The organism is Streptomyces sp. NRRL S-455, assembly GCF_000717875.1.
GTDB lineage: Bacteria > Actinomycetota > Actinomycetes > Streptomycetales > Streptomycetaceae > Streptomyces.
On sequence record NZ_JOCT01000002.1, the window covers coordinates 261,277 to 281,161 of the forward strand.

The following is a 19,885-nucleotide window of genomic DNA, read 5'->3' on the forward strand; positions in this document are numbered from 1 at the left end:
GTTCCTCACTCGTCGAGCATGTGGCTCTCGTCGTCGCGCAGAACGTACTTCAGGTCGGCATCACGCCTGGCGGCAAGCCGGCCCAACCCCCTCCGGGGGCGGGCGGCGACGAGCGCGCCGCCTACCGGTCGGCCGCGGTGATGCGGCGTCCGGTGAGGGTGACGGGGCGGATCGACACCCACATCTCACGTTCACCGCCCGCCCATGGCGTGGTGTGCGCGCCCCGGCTGAGCGCCCGTATGGCGTCGGGGTCCGTGACGACGCTCGCCGGTCCCACGGCGAGCACGCTCCAGCCCCGGCTCAGGGCCTCGTCCACGTGGTCGACCTCGAAGGCGACGTCCGTCCCCACGGACGCCGCAGGCACCGAGTCGGGCGCGGTCCGGAAGACGATCGCCTCGTCGACGACCTCGTAGTTGACCGGGACGACCGCCGGGCGGCCGTCGGACGCCGTGATCGCGATCCGTCCCACGCCGTGCGTGGAGAGCAGGGTGCGGCATTCCGCCGGGGTGAGGTCACGCAGCCGCGGTTGCAGCAGCGCGTGCCCCTGACCGGGCGGGAGGTCGCCGCCTCCACCGCGCAGTGAGCCGACGGTGGTGCCCAGGGCGTGGGCCAGCCTGATGAGCGTCGCCACACTCGGGTCGGCGGGCCGCTCCTCCACGTACGCCAGGTACTCCGGCGACATGCGGGCGCGACGCGCCATTTCCTCCCTGCTCAGCCGCTGTCTCCGGCGTTCGGCGGCGACGCGGCGTCCGATGTCTCCGGGGCGGGGCGTTGTGGTGGGCGGGCCAGCCGGGGGCGAGGCCTGCGCCGGGGCCGTCTGCGGCTGGGAGGTACCGTCCGTGGTGCCGGGCTCGTGCTCGAGGTGACGGATGTGGGCGTCGGGCCCGGGGAAGACGAGCGTCACCTCGTCCGTGTCCGACCAGCGCACGTCGTAGGGAGGCGTCCCGTCCGGGTGGTGCAGTCCGACGATCTCGCCGTCACGCCTGGCGGCACCGGTCGTCGGGCTTTCGATGACGAGCTGGTCGCCGAGATGAGCATGCATGACCACTGCTCTCTCTTTCGTGGTAGTGCTGTCGCGTCCCCCGGGGTCGCTGGGCTCCCTGTGGTCACATGAGCCACGCGGCGGCCTCGCGGCTGCGCAGCCGTGTCGCGCCCATGCCCTCGATGTCGTGCTCGGCGGCGTCCAGGAGCCGCTGGGCGAGGTCCCTCATGGCCCGGCCGGCCGCGAGTTCGTCGCCGATCTCCGGCACGTTCGTGTCCGCCGGGTGGCAGTGCGCCGTTCCGTGGCCGGTGAGCGAGGCGGTTCCGGTGTCCAGCACGGCTCGTGCCCTGGTCGTTCCCTCGTCGTCCTCCGAGAGATGGAGCCGGACGTTCCAGTCCAGGGTGTGCGGCATCGCGGCCCTCCTCATCCCGGTCCGGACGGATGTGGTCCGGACGTGCCGGGCTGCCCGCCGGTCAGTGGCGGAAGCGCTCGGACCACCGCGGTTCCAGCAGATCCCACTCGGCGTCCCACTGCGCATACCTCCTCCGGTCGAGGGCCAGGCCGACACCCGCGCGCACCGCGTAGACGCCGATGAACATGCCGATGGCCGCCATGCCGCCCAGGAAGCAGCCGTTGCTCCACGCGGTGGCCGCCGTAACCGGCCGGTCCGTGACGGTTCCGTCCCGGTCCACCCAGATCCGTACGGTGGCGCCCTGGGGCGTTCCGGGCTTGACCAGGGTGGTTCCGGTCCTGACGGTGCCGTTCTCCTCCGCCCAGCGGACCTGCGCCGGCTGCCTGGTCGCTTCGCCGTCGTCCGCGACGCTCGACGTCAGCCGGGCGGTGACCTCGTGTCGCTGCGCGTTCTGGGCGTGCACGGTACGCATCGTGGACTCGTAGGCCGTCAGCCCCGCGCCGATCGCGGCCAGCGGCAGTCCGACGACGAGGACGATCATCAGGAACCGGCGGAACCAGGATTCGAACCTGTCGGACGGGCGCCTCAACGGGTTCGACCGCGCTCCCCCGTGGTGCTTGCGGGGCGGCGGACCTGATGTGTTCGGCGAACCTGACGTGCTCATGAGCCGACCTCCGGCAGGTCGCTGATCCGTTCTCCACCACCTGGTCCCACCTTCGAACGGCAGCGCGCTCGGTCACAGGGCCGAAGGTCCCGGCATGCCCGGACTTCGGTCCCCTCGGACGGCCCCGGCTCCGGAGAGTGCCCGGGTGACCTCTGGGGCAAAGCCGACGCGTTGGATGTGGTCAGGGAAGGTCGCCCACTCGGGGTGACACGTCGCGCCGTTCACCGCCCTGCCGCTTCCTGGAGGCAGGCGAGCTTCACCGGGGTGAACCTGGAGGGTGAACCGGTGTCGGCATCTGCACGAAGGAGACATGGTGCATGGTCTCGTGATCGTGGGCGTGGACGGTTCGGCGTCGAGTCTTGCCGCGGCTGAGGTCGCCGCGCGGGAGGCGCGCTCGCGCGGGGCCGGGCTGCGGGTGGTGCACGCGATCGTCCCGCCAACGGCGCTCGTGTCGTCGGGGGCATCACACCCGGGGCCACCGGAAGGCGATCAGCGGAACAGGGCCGATGTGCTGGTGGCCGAGGCGGTCGAGCGGGCGCGGGCGGCGGCGCCGGACGTCGATGTGCGTCATGTCGTGGTCGCCGCCGAGCCGTTGACGGTTCTGGAGGCCCAGTCGCGCAACGCGGATCTGATGGTCGTCGGGTCCCGGGGCAGGGGCGGGTTCGTCGGCCTGCTGGTGGGGTCGAACGCGGTGCATCTGGCGGCGCACGGTTCATGTCCCGTCCTGGTCGTGCGCGAGCCGCCGCACAGCGACGGACCGGTGGTGCTGGGCGTCGACGGCTCGCCGGCAGGGCGGAGGGCCGTCGACTTCGCCTTCGCCGAGGCCGCGGTGCGGGACGCGCCGCTGGTGGCCCTGCACTGCTGGACCGCGTGGAGCGGCACGATGCCCGCGTCGCAGGAGGCCGCGACACCGTACGCGAATCCGTCGGAAGCCCTCGCCGAGGAGGCGGAGCGGGTGCTGTCCAAGGCCCTGGCGGGCCCTCAAGAGCGCCATCCGGGTGTGACGGTGCAGCCCAGGGTGGTGCACGGTGGGACGCGGGAGACGCTCATCGAGGCGAGCCGCTCGGCTCAGCTGGTCGTGGTCGGCACGCGGGGGCGCGGCGGATTCGCCGGGCTGCTGCTGGGGTCGGTCAGCCAGGCGGTGCTGCACCACGCGCACTGTCCCGTCGCGGTCGTACGGGGAGAGCGCCGCTGAGGGTGCGCAGTCGCCGCGAGCCGCTGCCGTGACGCCCCGTCCCGGGACCGTCGGTCCTTCCCCGTGCCCGACCGGCCCATCGGCTCGCGGCCTCGCGAGGCCGAGGCTGAAAGGGCGGCCCCGCTGACGAAAGGCATGCCATGACCGTCATCCCGGCATCCGGCGAACGGGTGCACGCCCTCCTCGCCGACGGCACGACGGTGTGCGTACGGCCCGCGCGGCCGGACGACCGGGAGGCCGTCCTCGGGTTGTACTCGGCGATGTCGGACGCGAACCTGCGGCTGCGCTTCTTCGCCGTGAGCCGGCGCTCCGCCGAGCAGGCCGCCGCGAGGGTCGCCCAGCCGGAGGGCGCCGGCTACCGGGCGCTCGTCGCGGAGCGCGGAGGCCGGATCATCGGCATAGCCGAGTACCAGACGGGCTGCGGGGAGGCGTCCGACAGCGCGGAGATCTCGCTCGCGGTCGGCGACGGACGCCACCACCGCGGAGTGGGCACGCTGCTGCTGGAGCATCTGGTCTCCGCCGCCCGCGCCCACGGCATCAGGACGTTCGCCGCGGACGCGCTCGCCGAGAACCACGAGGTGCTCAAGGTCTTCGCCGACCTGGGTCTGCGTACGGAACGCCGGTTCGAGGGGCCGGAAGTGCACTGCGTGATCCCCCTGGACGACACGGAGGAGTACCGCAGCAGCGTCGAGCGGCGCGGGCAGGCCGCGGACGTGGCCAGCCTGGTGCCGCTGCTGCGTCCCGGGAGCGTCGCGGTCGTCGGGGCGGGTCGCAGGCCCGGCTCGGTGGGCCGGGCGGTCCTGCACAACCTGTCCACCGGCCGGTTCACGGGACCCCTGTATGCGGTCGACCCGGCGGCGAGGCCGGTCCTCGGCGTCCGCGCCTACCCGGCCGTGAGCGCCCTGCCGCGCATCCCCGACCTCGCGGTGATCGCCGTGTCCGCCGAACACGTCGCACAGGTCGCCGGGGAGTGCGGGCGGTTCGGTGTCCGTGCCCTGCTGGTGGTCTCCTCCGGTCTCGACGCCCACCAGTCCGGTGCCCTGCTGACCGCTTGCCGCGAGCACGACATGCGTCTCGTCGGCCCCCACTGCCTCGGTGTGGCCAACACCGAGGAGCGGGTGCGGCTCGACGCCACCTTCGCCGCGGCCCACCCCGCACCGGGCAGCGCCGGTGTCGCCGTCCAGTCCGGCGGAGTGGGCATCGCCCTGCTCGGCGGACTGGAGCGGCTCGGCATCGGCGTCTCCAGCTTCGTCTCGTTGGGCGACAAGTACGACGTCAGCGGCAACGACCTGCTCCAGTGGTGGGAGACCGACGGGCGCACCGACCTGGCCCTGCTGCACCTGGAGTCCTTCGGCAATCCGCGCGCCTTCTCCCGCACCGCCCGTCGCGTCACCCGCCGCATGCCCATCCTGACCGTCGACGCCGGCCGTACCGAGGCGGGCCGGCGGGCCGCCGCCTCGCACACCGCGGCGGCCGCCACGACGACCATGACCCGGCGCGCCCTCTTCGCCCAGGCCGGGATCACCGCCACCCGCACCATCCCCGAACTGCTGCAGACCGCCGCCCTGTTGCACTCCCAGCCGCTGCCCGCCGCGGGCCGGGTCGTCGTGGTCACCAACGCGAGCGGCGCGGGTGTGCTGACCGCGGACGCGTGCGCGGAGGCCGGACTGAACCTGCCCCCGCTGCCGCCCGGCCTGGTCGACGACCTGCTGACCGTGCTCCCGCCCGGAGCGAGCACCACCAACCCGGTCGACGCGACGGCGGCGGTCTCCGAGGAGCAGTTGCGTGGCTGCGTGGACCGGCTCGCCGCCCGCGACGGTGTCGACGCGGTCCTCGTCGCGCTGGTGCCCACCGCCGTCGCGGCAGCCACCGGCGACGTACTGGTCAGGGCCCTCACCCGGGCTCCTGCACGCCGCTCCCGCACGATCGCCGCCGTCCTGCTGGACCAGGACGTGCCGGTGCGGCTGCTGGCTGCGGACAACGGCCAGGTGCCGGCGTACGCCGACCCGCAGGCAGCCGCCCGTGCCCTCGCCCACGCGGCCGAGCGCGCCCGCCGGCTGGCCCGACCGCCCGGCACCGTCCCGGCCCTGGACGGCGTCGACACCTCGCGCGGCCGGGCGGTCGTCGACCGATTCCTGCGGCGGCATCCCGACGGCGCCTGGCTCGACCCGCGCACCTGCGCCGAACTCCTCGACTGCTACGGCATCCCGCAGTCGCCGTGGGCCTGGGTGGAGACCGAGGACGAGGCCGTGTGGGCCGCCGACCGGCTCAAGGGGCCGGACGGTCATGTCGTCCTCAAGGCCTCCTGGCCGGGGCTCGCGCACAAGACGGCCCGCCACGCGATCCACCTGGACCTGCGCGGGGACGCCCAGGTGCGTGCCGCCTTCCGGGACTTCGACGTCCGCTTCGGCCACATCATGACCGGTGCGGTCGTGCAGCCGCTCGCTCCGCGCGGCATCGAGCTCTTCGCGGGCGTGGTGCAGGACGAGGTGTTCGGGCCGCTGGTCCTGTTCGGGCTCGGCGGCACGGCGGCGGAGGTCCTGGCCGACCACGCGGCGCGGCCGGCCCCGCTCACCGACCAGGACGTGCACGACCTGATCACCGCCCCGCGCTGCGCGCCGCTCCTCTCCGGTCGTGACGGCACCGGCCCGGTCGACCTCCACGGGCTGGAACAGTTCCTGCTGCGGCTGTCCCGGATGGCGGGCGACCTGCCGCAACTGGCCGAGGCGGACTTCGATCCGGTCCTCGCCCGGCCGGAGCACGTCACCGCCCTCGACGCGCGGATCCGGCTGCTGCCGCGCCGCGCCCACGACCCCTACTTGCGCCGGCTTCGCTGAACCCGCGGGTCCGTGCACCACTGAAGGAGGCGGAACACGATGAGGCACAACAAGGTCGGCGCGCTCATGACGGCCGACGTCGTGCGCGCCGGGTACGGCACGCCGTTCAAGGAGGTGGCCCGGCTGCTCGCCGAGCACCGGATCAGCGGCCTGCCGGTGGTGGACGACGACGAGAAGGTCCTCGGAGTGGTCTCCGAGACGGACCTGATGGCCAGGCAGGCGGAGGCCCGGGACCCGTCGGAGCCGCGACGGCTGTTCCGCCGGCCGCGCTGGACGCCGGGATCGCGCGCCCGCCAGGCCAAGGCGCAGGCCCGCACGGCCGGGCAGCTCATGTCCCGTCCGGCCATCACCGTGCACAGCGACGTGACCGTCGCCGAGGCGGCCCGCGTCATGGCACACCACGGCGTCGAACGGCTGCCGGTCGTCGACGACGAGGAGCGGCTCGTCGGTATGGTCACTCGCCGCGATCTGCTCCAGGTCTTCCTGCGTCCCGACGCGGAGATCCGGGGGGCGATCAGGAACGAGGTGCTGGAGCGGGCCCTGTGGCTGCCGCCCGACGCCGTCGACGTGGACGTCCACGAGGGCGTGGTCATCCTCGCCGGACAGCTGGAACGGCGTGTCGAGGCCACCACGGCGGTGGAGATGTGCCGCCGGACGGATGGTGTGGTCGGGGTCGTCGACCACCTCACCTACCGCTTCGACGACTCCCGGCTGTCGCCCGGAGAGCCGGCCCTGCACGGGCTCCCCTACTACTGGCAACGCAGGCCGTGAGGAGGTCTGATCATGAACGAGACAGTGCTGGTGGCCTACGGCTCCACCAATGGATCGACGGCCGAGATCGCCGAATACGTCGGTGAGATCCTGGCCAAGGAAGGGCTGGACGTGACCGTGCGGCCCGCCGCGGACGTCGCCGACGTCACGCCGTACGGTGCGGTCGTCCTCGGCGGTGGTCTCTACGGGGGCCGCTGGCAGCGTGACGCCCGCCGCTTCGCACGGCGGCACCGCCAGGCCCTGGCCGAGCGGCCGGTGTGGCTGTTCAGCAGCGGACCTCTCGACCCGTCGGCGTCCGAGCGGGACATCCCGCCGGCGCCCGGGGTGCGGCGCGTGATGTACCGCATCGACCCTCGTGGTCACGTCACCTTCGGAGGGCGCCTGGAGGGCGACGTCAAGGGGCGCATCGCCCGGATGATCGTCAAATCCGGAAAGGGCGGCGACTACCGCGACTTCGAGCGGATCGGCGCCTGGGCCGCCATGGTGGCCCGGGACCTGGAAGCGCCCGACGGCTGAAATCCGCGTAGCGGGAGGCGACATGACGGAGAAGAAGGCGGTCAGAGTGCCGCGCAAGACGTACGAGAAGGAACTACTGGGCCTGCAGACGGAGTTGGTGAAGCTCCAGGAGTGGGTGCGCGCGGAGGGCGCCCGGCTGGTCGTCGTCTTCGAGGGGCGGGACGCGGCCGGCAAGGGCGGCACCATCAAACGGGTCAGCGAACACCTCAACCCCCGGATCGCGCGCATCGCCGCACTGCCGAAGCCCACCGAGCGCGAACGCACCCAGTGGTACTTCCAGCGGTACGTCGAGCACCTGCCGGCCGCCGGGGAGATCGTGCTGTTCGACCGGTCCTGGTACAACCGGGCCGGTGTCGAGCACGTGATGGGCTTCTGCTCGCAGGAGGAGTACCAGCTCTTTCTGCGCCAGTGCCCGATCTTCGAGCGGATGCTGATCGAGGACGGCATCCGCTTGCGCAAGTACTGGTTCTCGGTGAGCGACACCGAGCAGCAGGAGCGCTTCCGAAAGCGTCTGAAGGATCCGTTGCGCCGCTGGAAGCTGTCACCGATGGACCTGGAGTCGATCACCCGCTGGGAGGCGTACTCCCAGGCCAAGGACACGATGATGGTGCACACCGACATCCCCGAGGCACCGTGGTACGTCGTCGAGAGCGACGACAAGCGCCGCGCCCGGCTGAACATGATCGCCCACCTGCTGGACTCCGTGCCGTACCGCGAGGTGCCGCCTCCGGTGCTGGACCTGCCGGACCGGCCGCCCTCGACCGGCTACCAGCGCCCACCGCGCGACCTGCAGACCTATGTCCCCGACCACGCGGCGGGGCTGTGAGCGTCCCTCCCGGAGGCACGGGGCCCGGAGGCACGGGTACGGGTCGTCACGCGTGTGCCACCACGGCGACGGGGGCGACGGCGTGGTGCAGCACGGCGTGCGCGACGGGGCCGATGTGCACGCCGAACCGGCTGCGCCGTATCCGCCGGCCCACGACGACCAGCGAGGCATAACGGGACGAGCTCACCAGCTGGTCCGCCGCGCTGCCCGCTCGGGAGGCCTCGATCACCTCGACGGCCGGGTACTTCTGCCGCCAGGGGCGCAGCGCCTCGGTGAGGTCGGCCGCCTGCTCCCGGGCGAGTTCGTCGTACAGGCTCGCGTGGTCGGACAGGCCGTAGATGGTGTAGGGCGGGGGGTTCCAGGCGTGCAGGACGCGCAGGGAGGCGTCCCGACGGGCCGCTTCCTCGAACGCGAACGCGACGACCGTGTCGTCGGGGCTGTGGGTGTCCAGGCCGAGCAGCACCGGGCGGAACCGCGTCGCCGCGGACGGGATACCGGCCGGGTCCATGGCGTGCTCGTCCGCCGCCTGCTCCCCGGACCGCACCAGCACCACCGGCGCCTCGGTGCGCGCGATGACCGCCTGGCCCACGGAACCGACCATGAACCCTCCGATCCCGCTCAGCCCACGGGAGCCCAGGACCAGCAGTTCGGCGTCCCTCGCCACGTCCACCAGGACATCGCCCGGCAGCCCGTTCAGCTGGACCACGGTCACGTCGACTCCCGGGTGACGCGACCGGACCCCGTCGGCGGCCTCGCGCGGTATCCGCTCGCTCCAGTGCTGCAGGGTCTCCGTTCCGAGGAGCGGTGCCTGTGCCATGGGTTCCGGAACAGGCGCCCAGACGTGCACCAACCGCAGGGGCAGGTCACGAAGCTTCGCCTCACGGGCCGCCCACTCCGCGGCAGCCCGGCTCTCGGACGAGCCGTCGAGGCCCACCATGATGCAGCGGAACATGCTGTCCACCTCCTGAATCGGTATCCGTCCTCAGGTTCGCGCCGAGGAGCGGTGCGGTGCAGGGGGCGCAGGTCCCGGACCGGGGCCGTTCGGCCCCATCGCCGAAGGGCCGGTCGCGCCCGGGTTCCCGCTGTCTCCGGGCGCCACCGGGGGCTCAGGGTTGCTTGACGGGCACGCACCACACCAGCGACGTGCCGCCGCCGGCCGGGGCCGTCACCTCCAGCGTTCCGTCCAGTTGCTCGGCCCGTTCGGCCATGTTGCGCAGTCCGCTGCGGCGCCCGCCGGGCGGGATGCCCACGCCGTCGTCGGTCACCGACAGCCGCACCTCGCGGCCGTCGGTCTCCAGCACCACGTCGGTTCGCCCGGCGTGGGCGTGCCGAGCGACGTTGGTCAGCGCTTCCGACAGGACGGCGATGACGTGGCTGGCGATCTCCTTCGGCACCTGGGTGTCGAGAAGCCCTTCCATCCGGAGACTGGGCGCGAAGCCCAGCAGGGGCGCCGTCTCCCCGACGGCGCGCACCACGCGGGAGCGCAGGCCGGAGCCGCCGTCGGTCTCGTGTGACCGCAGGCCGAAAATGGTCGACCTGATGATCTTGATGGTCTCGTCGAGGTCGTCCACCGCCCGCATCACCCGTTCCGACGCCTCGGGGTGCTCGATGAAGCGGCCGGCGCTCTGCAGGGTCATGCCGGTGGCGAACAGTCTCTGGATGGCGAGGTCGTGCAGGTCGCGGGCGATGCGGTCGCGGTCCTGGAGCATCGCGATCTGCTCGGCGTCCTGGCGGCGCTCGGCGAGTTCCATGGCGACGGCCGCCTGCCCGGCGAAGACCTGCAGCTGCTGGGTCTCCTTCTCCGTGAACACCGGCTGGCCCACCTCACGGACCAGCAGCGCGACCCCCCGGGCACCGGCGCCCTTGCCGATGGGAACGGCCACGGCCGGACCGAGGCCGCTCACCCGGGCGGGGTCGGCGGAAACCCTCTCGTCCTTCGACAGGTCGGCGCTGGTGACGGGGCTTCCGCTGGAGAAGGCCCGGCCGATCAGACTGCCCTCCACCGGCAGCACCCGTCCGGTGTGCTGGTGGGCGCCCTCCCCGATGGCGAGTTCCACGGTCAGCGCGCCGACACCCTCCACGGGAACGGCGACCACCGCGAGCGTCGCCGAGGTGATCTCCCGGGTCCGTTCGGCGATCAGCCTGAGCACCTCGCCCCGTTCGCTGCCGGACATCAGACTGTGGTTGATCTCCGCGCTGACCTGCAGCCAGCGCTCACGCAGCCGTGACTCCTCGTACAGGCGGGCGTTGTCGATCGCGACTCCGGCCGCGACGGCGAGCGTGGCGAGGACGGACTGGTCGTCCTCGTCGAACTGTGCCCCGCCGCGCTTCTCGGTCAGATACAGGTTGCCGAAGACCTGGTCGCGCACCCGGATCGGGACGCCCAGGAAGGTGTTCATGGGCGGATGGCGGGCCGGGAATCCGTACGACGCCGGGTGCTCGGAGATCTTCGCCAGCCGCAGCGGTTCGGGGTGACGGATCAGCTCGCCCAGGATGCCGAGGCCCTCCGGGTAGGGCCCGATCTCGGCGATCTGCTCGTCGGTGACACCGACGGTGAGAAAGTCCGACAGCCCCTTGCCGTCCGGCGTGATCACACCCAGGGCGGCGTACTCGGCGTCGACGAGTGTCGCCGCCGCCTGCACGATGCTCCGCAGCGCCTGCTCGAGGTCGAGCTCGCGGCCGACCGAGAGCACCGCCTCCAGCAGGCTGTGCACCCTGTCGCGGGTGCCCCGAGCCGCGTCCAGACGGGCCTGGAGTTCCTCCATGAGCTCGTCCAGTCTGAGCTGCGGCAGCCGTACCCGGGGCGTCTGCGACTCGCCGGAGCTTGCCACGGTCCTCCTCCAGGTCCACGAAGGGCGACGTCCAGGGGCGCGAGCGGTCGGTCGGCGGTAGCACCCGACCGGAGCCGGGGCTCGACCCCCTCATTGTCGTACCGGCCGTGGTCATTGACCAGCTCACGGGGCGGAGGCCCCCGTGTACTCACGCCGCCGGCACAGCCACCTCGTCGTGCCGCTGCTCGCCGAGCACGACCTTGAGCGCGCCGGTGTCGGCAGCGTGTGCGAAGACCTCGTAGGCCTCCTCCATGTGGTCCAGGGGGAAGGTGTGGGTGACCAGTGCCGCGGTGGGCACGCGGCCGGATGCCGCCATCCTCAGCAGCATGGGCGTGGAGGACGTGTCGACCAGACCGGTGGTGATGGTCACGTTCTTGATCCACAGCTCTTCCAGGTGCAGGGTCGCGGGCTTGCCGTGGACGCCGACATTGGCCACACGGCCGCCGGGCCGCACCATACGGGTGCACATCTCGAAGCTCTCCGGGACTCCCACCGCCTCGATGACCACGTCGGCGCCGATGCCGTCGGTGAGGTCGGCGACGAGTTGCTCCGGCTGGTCGCGCACGGGGACGACGGCGTCGGCACCGAGCCGCCGGGCGGCCTCGAGCCGGGAGTCGGCGAGGTCCACGGCGATGATCCGCTCCGGCGAGTACAGCCGTGCGGTGAGGATCGCGGCGAGTCCGATGGGCCCGGCTCCGACGACGGCGACCGTGTCACCGGGCCGCACGCCCCCGTTGGTCACGCCCACCTCGTAGGCGGTCGGGAAGATGTCCGCGAACAGCACCGCGTCCTCGTTCTCCAGCGCGCCCGGCAGCCGGTGCACGGACAGGTCCGCGTGGGGCACGCGGACGTACTCCGCCTGTGTGCCGTCGATCAGATGGCCGAGGATCCAGCCTCCGCCGTCCTGGCACTGGCCGTACGCGCCGTCCTTGCAGAACCGGCAGCGGCCGCAGGCGGTGATGCAGGAGACGAGGACCCGGTCGCCCGGGCGGACGGTGCGTACGTCGCTGCCGGTTTCGACGATCTCGCCGACCGCTTCGTGGCCCAGCACCGTCCCGGAGGGCACCTCCGGAACGTCTCCCTTGAGGATGTGCAGGTCGGTTCCGCAGATGGTGACGGCGTCGACGCGGACGATGACGTCCGTGGGGTCCTTGATGCCCGGGTCCGCGAGCTCCTCCCAGGCGGACTGCCCGGGGCCGTGGAAAACGAAGCCCTTCATGGCCGTTCCTCTCCGCCTCCGGCCCTTCGTTCTGGTGTCGGCACATCGCTGGGGCGGGCCGGAGCGCATAGCGGATGCCCCGTAAATCCATCTTTGACCAGAGTGGTGGCCCTCGCCTGGGCCGGGCGGCCCTGTGACAGGGCTGGGTATCCCCTGCCGTCGGCACGGTGTGCCGCGATGTGATGGTCGGGGACCGACGCAAGGGACACGGCACCGGACCGACCGAGGTACGCCATGAACAACTCCCTCTCCGCGGCCCGGCTGCGCCGCCTCGCGGGAACGAGTACGGCGACACCACGCACGCACATGCCGTGCTCGGGACGCTGGCGGCCGACGACATCGTCATGCTGACGGGCCCGTCCGGGCCTGACCGAGAGCGACGGAACGACCGCCGGGAGGTACGCGCCTCAGACGCGCTGGGGGACGACGGCCACCGGGCAGGCCGCGTGGTGGAGCAGGGTGTGGCTCACCCGGCCGAGCTGGAGGCCGAAGTGGCCGGACCGCCGCCGTGCGCCGACGACCACGAGGTCGGCGGCGGCCGAGCGGTTCACGAGCACCGTGCGGGCCGGTCCCTCGACCGTCACCCGGTTCACCCGCACACCGGGGTGGTCGGCCGTCGCCTCGCCGACCAGCGTGTCGACGAGTTCGGAGGCCTGGGCCTCGTGCTCGGCGGGCTCCGCCGCCGGAGCCTGTCGCCCGGCGTCCGTCCGCGCCGGGAAGCGCCAGGCGCGGACGACATCGAGCACGCACCCACGTACGTCGGCCTCCCGGAAGGCGAACCGGACGGCCTCACCGCTCGTGTCGGGGTCTCCGGCACCGAGCAGGATCCGCCGGTGGGTCCCGGCGAGTCCGGCCTTGTCGCCCCGCACCACGATGACGGGGCAGTACGCGCGTGCTGCCACGGCGAGACCCACCGAGCCCAGCAGCGCTCCCTGCAGCTCTCCGCGCCCGCGCGAGCCCGTCACCAGGGCGGAGGCGTTGTCACTCTCGCTCAGCAGGGCCGAGACCGCTTCCGCGGCCACCGTCTCGGCCGACACCTTGGCCTCGGGGTTGAGCCGCCGGACGCGTTCCTCGGCGGAAGCGACGATGTGCTGCGCCATCACCTGCTCCGACGGCCGCCGCCGGCTCAGTGACGGCAGCGCGCCCTCGTACCGCTCCCACAGGGAGCCGTGGACCAGGCGCAGCGGCAGACCGTGGCGTGCGGCCTCGTCAACCGCCCAGTCGACGGCGAGGATGCTGCCGTCCGACCCGTCGACGCCCACGACCAAGGGCAGTTCCATGATCCCCACCGCCAATCTCTCGGGCTGCCACGTGGTGTGGCAAAGGGGTTCAACTGTCACGGTCGCACCCCGCCCCCTCGGCCGACAGGGGCGGTTCGGCCCCCGGCAAGGACCTTCGGCCCACCTCGGACGACCGGCCGCGCCCCGCTGACCCCGGTCACCGCGCCGGTAGGGGCCGCTCGGCCCTGCCGGACCCGCCGTACGAGTCACGCCGGCCCTCAACAAGGCCGAAGGGCCCCATGAGGAGGCCCTTGCGGCCCGTGGTGTCGCATCCCCGTGCGGAACACGCTGGCAACAGGGAGCCGAATCGCGATCCGGAGGGCGGCGATGACGAGCAGCGCGGCAACCGCCGTCCGGGACAAGGACGGGCTGAGTGCCCTGGTCTGCGGACGCTGCGTCACCTGGTACCCGGTCGGCATCGACATCACCGAGGAAGCCGCGGCGCTCCACGACGAGTTCGCCGACCGCTTGCGGCGCGAGAAGCAGAAGGAGACGGAACGATGACGTCCACGACCACGCTCTCCATGGCTCTTCCGGTCGAGCACCGCGATCGTCTGATGCGCCTCGCCCGTGAGGTCTCCTTCGAAGCCGGGGAGCGCCTCTTCGAAGAGGGCCGGCGCGCGGACCGGTTCTGGATCATCCGGACCGGAACCGTCCTCCTCGACCTGCACGTGCCCGGCCGGCGGGCCGCCGTCATAGAGTCCCTGGGCCACGGCGAGCTGATCGGCTGGTCCTGGCACTACGCCCCGTACGTGTGGCAGCTGGGTGCCGAGACGCTCAGCCCTGTCCGTGCCTGGGAGTTCGACGCTGAGGCCGTGAGGGCCGCGTGCGCGCAGGATCCGGAGTTCGGCCGGTCTGTCGCGACCTGGGTCGGACGGGTCGTGGCCCACCGGCTGCAGGCCTCCCGCATCAGGCTGCTGGACCTGTACGCCCCGTACGGCAGCGGGGCCCCGGCATGAACGACGTCCCGGTGCCCTATCAGGTGACCGGTGGACGTGGTGTACGCGGTCGACGAGGCCCCGCGGATCATCGCCGCGTACGGGCCTCCGGCCCGCCCTCACGTCGACGTGCCGCCTCGTCAGGGCACCGTCACGGATGCCTGCCTCGTACCGCCCACCGCGCAGAACCAGGGCGCCATCGAGGACGACCTGGTCCGGACCGTCGAGACGGCGCTCACTTCCCCGACCTGACCATCGACCGCTCCTGACGCCCGAGGAGGGCACCATGCACACCAGTCCGCACATCGTCAGCGACGTCATGACCCACACCGTCGTGGCGGTGGGCCGTGACGCCTCGTTCAAGGACGTCGTCGAGCTCATGCAGGAGTGGAAGGTCAGCGCCCTTCCCGTGCTGGAGGGCGAGGGCCGGGTGATCGGCGTCGTGTCCGAGGCCGATCTGCTGGTGAAGGAGGAGTTCCGGGACAGCGATCCCGACCGGTTCACGCAGATGAGCCGCCTGTCCGACCTGGCCAAGGCCGGCGGCATGACCGCCGCGGATCTGATGAGCACCCCGGCCGTCACCGTCCATCCCGGAGCAACCCTCGCGCAGGCGGCCCGCGTCATGGCCCAGCGCAAGGTCAAGCGGCTGCCCGTCGTCAACGACGAGGGTCTCCTCGAAGGCGTGGTCAGCCGGGCCGACCTGCTCAAGGTCTTCCTGCGGACCGACGACGAGATCGCCGAGGAGATCCGCCGGCAGGTCCTCGCCCCGCTCTTCCCCGCCGCACCGGAGCCGGTCCGGGTGGACGTCGCCGACGGCGTCGTCACCCTCACCGGGCACATCAGGGACACGTCCTTGGTGCCCATCGCCGCCCGCATGGTGCGTTCCGTCGAAGGCGTCGTCGACGTCGACATGGCCCTGTCCGGCGGGATCAGCGTGCGGGACCCCGGATGAAGTACCTCGCCGAACACCGCGACCCGGCGCTCGCCCGGCGGCTGCTCGACGAGCTGCGCCGCACCGCGACGACGCCCTGGCGGATCATGGAGGTCTACGGCCAGACCCACACCCTGGTCCGGCAGGGCGTCGACGAGTTGCCGCCCGCCGGCCCCCGCATGATCCACGGCCCTGGCTGCCCCGTGCGGCACGGACACCGACCTGCTGTCCCTGCGGGCGCGCGGCGCGGACGTACAGGTCGTGTACACGCCCATGGACGCGGTGCGCACGGCACACGACCATCCGGACCGTCAGGTCGTCTTCCTCGCGGTCGGGTTCGAGACCCCGACTGTGAGGTGCAGGCCTTCCTCGCCACGGGTCACGTGTGCGCGGTGATGGGCTGGCGCGAGTACGAGCCGATCGCCGACCAGTACCGCGTGCCGATCGTGGTGACCGGCTGCGAACCGCTCGATCCGCTGGAGGGTGTCCTGATGGCGGTGCGTCAGCTGGCACAGGGCCGCTGCGAGGTCGAGAACCAGTATGTGCGGGCCGTGCGCCGCTCGGGCAACACCGAGGCGCAGGGCGCGGTGCGCACCGTGTTCCGGGTCACCGACCGTGCCTGGCGGGGCATCGGCGAGCTGCCCGGCAGCGGACTGGAACTGGCCGGGGAGTACCCGCGCTTCGACGCCGCCGGCCGCACGAAGGAGGTGCTTCAGCCATGGCCCTCGCCCGCCCCGTCCCCCATCACGAGGACGACGTCGTCCTGCTCGGTCACGGTGCGGGAGGCCGGCTGACCGCCGAACTCCTCGAGGCGCTGGTGCTGCCCGCCGTCGACGGACCGCACGGCCCCCTGGAGGACGCGGCCCTGCTGCCCGGGCACCCGGACCTGGTGATCAGCACCGACAGTTTCGTCGTCAGCCCGCTGTTCTTCCCCGGCGGCGACATCGGCTCCCTCGCCGTGCACGGCACGATAAACGACCTCGCCATGCGCGGAGCGCGGCCGGTCGCCCTCTCGCTGGCGCTGATCATCGAGGAAGGGCTGCCGCTCGACGAACTGCACAGGGTCGTCATGTCGTCGGGCAAGGCGGCTCGCGACGCCGGTGTGCCCGTGGTCACCGGCGACACCAAGGTGGTGGGCCGCGGCGCCGTGGACAGGATCTTCGTCAACACCACGGGGGTCGGACAGCGGCATCTGGCCCTGCGCCCGTCCGCCGCGCTCGCCCGCCCCGCGGACGCCGTGATTCTGTCCGGGCCGATCGGACTGCACGGCACCACGGTGCTGTCCACGCGCGAAGGACTCGGCTTCGAGAGCGACATCGCCTCGGACAGCCGCCCCCTGCACCACCTGGTGGACGCCCTCGCGCCTCTTGGCGAGCAGGTGCACAGTCTGCGCGACCCGACCCGGGGAGGGCTGGCGGCGGCCCTGAACGAGATCGCCCGTGACTCGCAGGTCGCGGTGGAGATCGAGGAGAGTGCCGTTCCGGTGCCTCGCCCCGTCGCCGCCGCCTGCGATCTGCTCGGCCTCGATCCCCTGGTCGTCACGAACGGGGGCTGTCTGGTGGCGTTCGCCGCTCCGGCGGCGGCCGACGAGGCGCTCGCCGTGCTGCGGTCGCTGCCCGAGGGCCGGGAAGCGGTGCGTATCGGTGAGGTGTCCTCGTCCGGCCCGGCGGGCCGGGTCGCCCTGCGCACCCTGGTCGGTGCCCGGCGCGTGGTGGAGATGCCGTTGGGCGAACAACTGCCGCGCATCTGCTGACGGTTCGCCGTAGGGGCGAGCGATGGGGCATGGACAGGCGTGTGCGCGGCCGGTGGACACCGGCCGCGCACACGGTTGTGGTGCAGACGCCCGTCCCCTCAGACGTGCTGCACCGGGATGGCCCTGGTTCCCGTCTCCGTCTCGGGGACCGGGACCGTGATGGTCAGCACACCGTCCTTGTACTCGGCGGTCGCCTCCTCGCCCTTCGCTCCGGCGGGCAGCCGGACGGCACGGGCGAAGGTGCCGTAGCGGAACTCGGTGCGGTGCTTCTCGGTGGTCTGCTCGGTGCGCTCGGCGCGCAGCGTCAGCAGCCCGGCGTCGACGGTGATCTCGACGTCCTTGCCGGGGTCGACGCCCGGAAGTTCGGCCCGTACGACGTACGTGCCGTCCCCGAGGTGTTCCTCGATGCGGATGCCGTGCAGCCCGGGGGCGACGTGCGCCCCGGGGAACCCCGTCTCGACCCAGCCGAACAGGTCGGGCCAGCCCGGCAGTCGCTCCAGCATGCTGCTCATGTCACCCTCCTTCCTGCAATTCCAGTCTCGCCCCGAGGAGTTCGCCGGACCAGGGCCGAAGACCCCGGCAGCGGGACCGACCGGCCCCGTTGCCCGGGGACGCTCACGAACGTGCCCGGGGCGCGGATCGCCGGTCGTCCTCCTCCTGTACGAGGTCCGGTTCGAGTAGCGGGCGGTGCCGGGGTCCGGTGAGCCGGCTGCGTACGTCCACCACTCCTTCGACGGACCGCACCAGGCGCACGATCAGCGGAACGACGGAGGTGTCGCGGACGCGGCCGGAGAGGGTGACGACGCCCTCGCGCACGTCGACGCGGATCGACTCGATCCCGTCCGGGAGCCGCCCGGCCAGCACCTCGTGCCGGATCTCGTCCGTGATGTCACGGTCGCGCCGGAGGAACACCCGGAGCAGATCCGCACGGCTGACGATCCCCCGCAGCACGCCGTGGTCGTCGACGACCGGCAGCCGCTTGACCTTGCGCCGGGCCATGATCCGGGCCGCCTGGGCGAGGGGGGCGTCGGCGTGGACCGTGACGGCCGGGGAGGTCATCAGGTCGGCCGCGGTGACCGCCTGCGCCTTGCGGAGGCCTTCCGGAGGCCGGGCCCGCGGCCCCCGGTCGGGGACGCTGTCACGGAACTCCTCCTTGCGCAGCAGATCGGCCTCCGAGACGACACCGACCACCCGGTTCCCGCTGTCGACGACGGGCAGGGCGCTGATCCGCCGGCCTTCCACGACCCGCACGATCTCCTTGAAGGCCGCCCCGGCGGCCAGAGCGACAACGGTGCGGGTCATCACATCGCTCACGGTGTACACAGAGCCGTGCATGGCGTCCTCCCACCTGTGTGGCAAGGTCTCGCGACACGTCCAGGTTCCCCCACCGGTCCCGCGGGGGGCATGGGCCGAACGGCCCTGCCCCCGCCCGCCCGGGCGCGCAGAGCTGGCAGCAGCCGGAAGGGCGACGCGTTGCGATGGGCCGAGCACCACGCGCGCAGGGTCGGCGGTGTGGTGGAAGCGATCTATGTCTGGGACACGCCGTCCGCGCGGGGTTACACCGGACCGGCCATCGACCCCGAGTTGGATCTGCAACAGGCGAGGGAGCGGTTCGCGGAGGAGCTGAGCGCCGCCTTCCCGGGCGAGCGTCCCGCGCGCCTGCGGGAACACCTCGTCGAGGGCGACCCGTCGGAGGCGCTGATCCAGGCCTCGGAGGGAGCCGAACTCCTCGTCGTGGGCCGCCGCGGCCGGGGCGCGTTCGCCCGGGCGATGCTCGGATCCGTCAGCCAGCGCTGCGCCCAGCACGCGGCCTGCCCCGTCGTCGTGGTCGGTCAGCAGACGGACCCCGCCCGCTGACCGTCGACGCGACGTGGCACGCCCGGTCTCAGTGGAACGCCGCGTGGATCTCCCGTTCACCGGCGTTGTGGGAGGTGACTGCTCAGCGCGGGGCGGACTTCGGTGACGGGGAGGGCCTCTCGCGCTCCGTGATCGTGCGGCCCTGCCGAGGGCGAAGCATCCTCATGGCGAGACGGCAGGCGTCGTCCGACGGGTCCTCATCCGATGTCCGCCTGCGGGTCCCCGCCCACCTCGTCTCCGGCGGCGCACTGAACCTCCAGGGCGATGTCCGGGGACTGGGCCAGCGAGTTCGCCACGGTGCAGTGCGAGACCACCGCGCGCAGCGCGGCCAGCCGCCGCGGGGCGAGGGCGGGGACGCGCACGATCAGCGAGAGGGCGGCCACGCGGGCCGGCCTCTCGTCCGCCATGCGGTAGCCGGCGCGGACGGACAGTCCCTCCCGGCTGACGCCGTGGTGGTCGAGGAAACGCCCCGCGTAGTGGGCGGCGCAGGAGGCGACCGCCGTCACGAAGAGCTCCACCGGCGTGGGCGCGGTGTCCTTTCCACCGTCGGGCAGCGGTTGGTCCACCGTCAGGACGTGCCCGCGGACCCGTATCTCGAAGGCGTCGCCCGCGATCGGCAGGACGTCGACGACGCCCGGCCCTCGGGCCGGCCGCGGATCCACCGCGGCGGCCTGGAACAGCAGCAGCCCGGCCAGGCGCCGTGCCTCCTCCGCGGTGAGCGACGCCCACAGCTCGCCCTCGTCGTGGGGTGCGAAGGAGGTGTCCAGGACGACACGTCTCATAGGGGCCGGCAGGTCCTGCGGGGCGAAACGGGTGACGTTGATCGTGCGGCCGCAACGCGTCTTCATCTTCATCTCGGCTCCCCTGTCGGCT

At 72.5% G+C, this 19,885-nt stretch carries 21 protein-coding genes and 1 pseudogene; 12 read left to right on the forward strand and 10 right to left on the reverse strand.

From position 1 onward, the window contains the following. Positions 1–121: 121 nt before the first annotated feature. The 3 genes from IE97_RS0103770 to IE97_RS0103780 form a co-directional block, all read right to left on the reverse strand. Positions 122–1,042, reverse strand: a complete 921-nt coding sequence (locus IE97_RS0103770) for a DUF1918 domain-containing protein (RefSeq protein ID WP_030230896.1) — start codon at positions 1,040–1,042, stop codon at positions 122–124. Positions 1,043–1,106: 64 nt separating this feature from the next. Beyond that, positions 1,107–1,394: a DUF1876 domain-containing protein gene (locus tag IE97_RS0103775; RefSeq protein ID WP_030230899.1), complete on the reverse strand. Its 288-nt coding sequence runs from the start codon at positions 1,392–1,394 to the stop codon at positions 1,107–1,109. A gap of 61 nt (positions 1,395–1,455) precedes the next feature. Beyond that, positions 1,456–1,983, reverse strand: a complete 528-nt coding sequence (locus tag IE97_RS0103780; RefSeq protein WP_324605817.1) for a DUF3592 domain-containing protein — start codon at positions 1,981–1,983, stop codon at positions 1,456–1,458. A 385-nt stretch (positions 1,984–2,368) separates the two neighbouring features. Here IE97_RS0103780 and IE97_RS0103785 point away from each other — a divergent pair, with 385 nt between their 5' ends. The 5 genes from IE97_RS0103785 (at position 2,369) to ppk2 (ending at position 8,203) form a co-directional block, all read left to right on the forward strand. Continuing rightward, complete coding sequence (locus IE97_RS0103785) at positions 2,369–3,253, forward strand: universal stress protein (RefSeq protein WP_199809788.1); 885 nt, start codon at positions 2,369–2,371, stop codon at positions 3,251–3,253. A gap of 140 nt (positions 3,254–3,393) precedes the next feature. After that, on the forward strand, positions 3,394–6,090 hold the full coding sequence (locus IE97_RS0103790) for a GNAT family N-acetyltransferase (protein ID WP_030230911.1): 2,697 nt from the start codon (positions 3,394–3,396) through the stop codon (positions 6,088–6,090). A 39-nt stretch (positions 6,091–6,129) separates the two neighbouring features. After that, complete coding sequence (locus IE97_RS0103795; protein ID WP_030230914.1) at positions 6,130–6,861, forward strand: CBS domain-containing protein; 732 nt, start codon at positions 6,130–6,132, stop codon at positions 6,859–6,861. Between the two features lie 12 nt (positions 6,862–6,873). After that, positions 6,874–7,377 (forward strand): flavodoxin domain-containing protein, encoded by a 504-nt coding sequence (locus IE97_RS0103800; RefSeq protein ID WP_030230918.1) that lies wholly within the window; start codon positions 6,874–6,876, stop codon positions 7,375–7,377. Positions 7,378–7,399: 22 nt separating this feature from the next. Next, a complete protein-coding gene (ppk2, locus tag IE97_RS0103805) occupies positions 7,400–8,203 on the forward strand; it encodes a polyphosphate kinase 2 (protein ID WP_030230921.1) in 804 nt (267 codons plus the stop codon). Positions 8,204–8,249: 46 nt separating this feature from the next. Here the strand turns inward: ppk2 and IE97_RS0103810 are convergent, their stop codons facing one another. The 4 genes from IE97_RS0103810 to IE97_RS0103825 all read right to left on the reverse strand — a co-directional run bounded on the left by IE97_RS0103810 (position 8,250) and on the right by IE97_RS0103825 (position 13,533). Further along, positions 8,250–9,155 (reverse strand): universal stress protein, encoded by a 906-nt coding sequence (locus IE97_RS0103810; protein ID WP_030230924.1) that lies wholly within the window; start codon positions 9,153–9,155, stop codon positions 8,250–8,252. A gap of 154 nt (positions 9,156–9,309) precedes the next feature. After that, positions 9,310–10,968, reverse strand: a complete 1,659-nt coding sequence (locus IE97_RS0103815; protein WP_324608006.1) for a GAF domain-containing sensor histidine kinase — start codon at positions 10,966–10,968, stop codon at positions 9,310–9,312. Positions 10,969–11,182: 214 nt separating this feature from the next. Continuing rightward, positions 11,183–12,253 (reverse strand): zinc-dependent alcohol dehydrogenase family protein, encoded by a 1,071-nt coding sequence (locus IE97_RS0103820; RefSeq protein WP_030230926.1) that lies wholly within the window; start codon positions 12,251–12,253, stop codon positions 11,183–11,185. A gap of 407 nt (positions 12,254–12,660) precedes the next feature. Continuing rightward, a complete protein-coding gene (locus IE97_RS0103825; RefSeq protein ID WP_030230929.1) occupies positions 12,661–13,533 on the reverse strand; it encodes a universal stress protein in 873 nt (290 codons plus the stop codon). Between the two features lie 327 nt (positions 13,534–13,860). Here IE97_RS0103825 and IE97_RS41910 point away from each other — a divergent pair, with 327 nt between their 5' ends. The 6 genes and pseudogenes from IE97_RS41910 to hypE all read left to right on the forward strand — a co-directional run bounded on the left by IE97_RS41910 (position 13,861) and on the right by hypE (position 17,155). Further along, positions 13,861–14,037 carry a hypothetical protein gene (locus tag IE97_RS41910; RefSeq protein ID WP_158708227.1) on the forward strand — a complete coding sequence of 59 codons (177 nt, stop codon included), beginning with the start codon at positions 13,861–13,863 and terminating at the stop codon, positions 14,035–14,037. Continuing rightward, entirely contained in the window at positions 14,034–14,492 is a 459-nt protein-coding gene (locus IE97_RS0103835) for a Crp/Fnr family transcriptional regulator (protein ID WP_030230932.1), read from the forward strand. The genes IE97_RS41910 and IE97_RS0103835 overlap by 4 nt, the downstream gene beginning before the upstream one ends. Positions 14,493–14,522: 30 nt before the next feature. Then, complete coding sequence (locus IE97_RS0103840; RefSeq protein WP_030230941.1) at positions 14,523–14,723, forward strand: hypothetical protein; 201 nt, start codon at positions 14,523–14,525, stop codon at positions 14,721–14,723. 34 nt (positions 14,724–14,757) lie between these two features. Then, positions 14,758–15,423 carry a CBS domain-containing protein gene (locus IE97_RS0103845; protein ID WP_030230946.1) on the forward strand — a complete coding sequence of 222 codons (666 nt, stop codon included), beginning with the start codon at positions 14,758–14,760 and terminating at the stop codon, positions 15,421–15,423. Beyond that, a pseudogene (locus IE97_RS39780) lies at positions 15,420–16,100 on the forward strand (hydrogenase formation protein HypD); the annotation flags it as partial. The gene IE97_RS0103845 and the pseudogene IE97_RS39780, both read left to right, overlap by 4 nt. Before the next feature lie 20 nt (positions 16,101–16,120). Next, the gene (hypE, locus tag IE97_RS0103855) at positions 16,121–17,155 is read left to right on the forward strand and encodes a hydrogenase expression/formation protein HypE (protein WP_030230949.1); all 1,035 of its coding nucleotides are present in this window, start codon (positions 16,121–16,123) and stop codon (positions 17,153–17,155) included. Between the two features lie 98 nt (positions 17,156–17,253). On the opposite strand, the gene IE97_RS0103860 is transcribed toward hypE, so the two are convergent. Continuing rightward, positions 17,254–17,667, reverse strand: coding sequence for an Hsp20/alpha crystallin family protein (locus IE97_RS0103860; protein WP_030230954.1), 414 nt, complete (start codon positions 17,665–17,667; stop codon positions 17,254–17,256). A 103-nt stretch (positions 17,668–17,770) separates the two neighbouring features. Next, the gene (locus IE97_RS0103865) at positions 17,771–18,490 is read right to left on the reverse strand and encodes a CBS domain-containing protein (RefSeq protein WP_030230957.1); all 720 of its coding nucleotides are present in this window, start codon (positions 18,488–18,490) and stop codon (positions 17,771–17,773) included. A 69-nt stretch (positions 18,491–18,559) separates the two neighbouring features. Here IE97_RS0103865 and IE97_RS0103870 point away from each other — a divergent pair, with 69 nt between their 5' ends. Beyond that, positions 18,560–19,012 (forward strand): universal stress protein, encoded by a 453-nt coding sequence (locus IE97_RS0103870; RefSeq protein ID WP_078603061.1) that lies wholly within the window; start codon positions 18,560–18,562, stop codon positions 19,010–19,012. 197 nt (positions 19,013–19,209) lie between these two features. On the opposite strand, the gene IE97_RS0103875 is transcribed toward IE97_RS0103870, so the two are convergent. Next, the gene (locus tag IE97_RS0103875) at positions 19,210–19,866 is read right to left on the reverse strand and encodes an OsmC family protein (protein ID WP_030230963.1); all 657 of its coding nucleotides are present in this window, start codon (positions 19,864–19,866) and stop codon (positions 19,210–19,212) included. Positions 19,867–19,885 lie beyond the last annotated feature (19 nt).

Excerpts from the sequence above, each read along its gene's own strand:
- IE97_RS0103800 (WP_030230918.1), top strand. The coding sequence starts at position 6,874 with ATGAACGAGACAGTGCTGGTGGCCTACGGCTCCACCAATGGATCGACG.
- IE97_RS0103875 (WP_030230963.1), bottom strand. The coding sequence starts at position 19,866 with ATGAAGATGAAGACGCGTTGCGGCCGCACGATCAACGTCACCCGTTTC.
- IE97_RS0103860 (WP_030230954.1), bottom strand. The coding sequence starts at position 17,667 with ATGAGCAGCATGCTGGAGCGACTGCCGGGCTGGCCCGACCTGTTCGGC.
- IE97_RS0103790 (WP_030230911.1), top strand. The coding sequence starts at position 3,394 with ATGACCGTCATCCCGGCATCCGGCGAACGGGTGCACGCCCTCCTCGCC.
- IE97_RS0103820 (WP_030230926.1), bottom strand. The coding sequence starts at position 12,253 with ATGAAGGGCTTCGTTTTCCACGGCCCCGGGCAGTCCGCCTGGGAGGAG.
- IE97_RS0103870 (WP_078603061.1), top strand. The coding sequence starts at position 18,560 with ATGGGCCGAACGGCCCTGCCCCCGCCCGCCCGGGCGCGCAGAGCTGGC.
- IE97_RS0103770 (WP_030230896.1), bottom strand. The coding sequence starts at position 1,042 with ATGCATGCTCATCTCGGCGACCAGCTCGTCATCGAAAGCCCGACGACC.
- IE97_RS0103785 (WP_199809788.1), top strand. The coding sequence starts at position 2,369 with ATGGTGCATGGTCTCGTGATCGTGGGCGTGGACGGTTCGGCGTCGAGT.
- IE97_RS0103775 (WP_030230899.1), bottom strand. The coding sequence starts at position 1,394 with ATGCCGCACACCCTGGACTGGAACGTCCGGCTCCATCTCTCGGAGGAC.
- IE97_RS0103845 (WP_030230946.1), top strand. The coding sequence starts at position 14,758 with ATGCACACCAGTCCGCACATCGTCAGCGACGTCATGACCCACACCGTC.
- IE97_RS0103815 (WP_324608006.1), bottom strand. The coding sequence starts at position 10,968 with ATGGAGGAACTCCAGGCCCGTCTGGACGCGGCTCGGGGCACCCGCGAC.
- IE97_RS0103825 (WP_030230929.1), bottom strand. The coding sequence starts at position 13,533 with ATGGAACTGCCCTTGGTCGTGGGCGTCGACGGGTCGGACGGCAGCATC.
- IE97_RS0103865 (WP_030230957.1), bottom strand. The coding sequence starts at position 18,490 with ATGCACGGCTCTGTGTACACCGTGAGCGATGTGATGACCCGCACCGTT.
- IE97_RS0103810 (WP_030230924.1), bottom strand. The coding sequence starts at position 9,155 with ATGTTCCGCTGCATCATGGTGGGCCTCGACGGCTCGTCCGAGAGCCGG.
- IE97_RS0103835 (WP_030230932.1), top strand. The coding sequence starts at position 14,034 with ATGACGTCCACGACCACGCTCTCCATGGCTCTTCCGGTCGAGCACCGC.
- IE97_RS0103795 (WP_030230914.1), top strand. The coding sequence starts at position 6,130 with ATGAGGCACAACAAGGTCGGCGCGCTCATGACGGCCGACGTCGTGCGC.
- hypE (WP_030230949.1), top strand. The coding sequence starts at position 16,121 with ATGGCCCTCGCCCGCCCCGTCCCCCATCACGAGGACGACGTCGTCCTG.
- ppk2 (WP_030230921.1), top strand. The coding sequence starts at position 7,400 with ATGACGGAGAAGAAGGCGGTCAGAGTGCCGCGCAAGACGTACGAGAAG.
- IE97_RS41910 (WP_158708227.1), top strand. The coding sequence starts at position 13,861 with ATGACGAGCAGCGCGGCAACCGCCGTCCGGGACAAGGACGGGCTGAGT.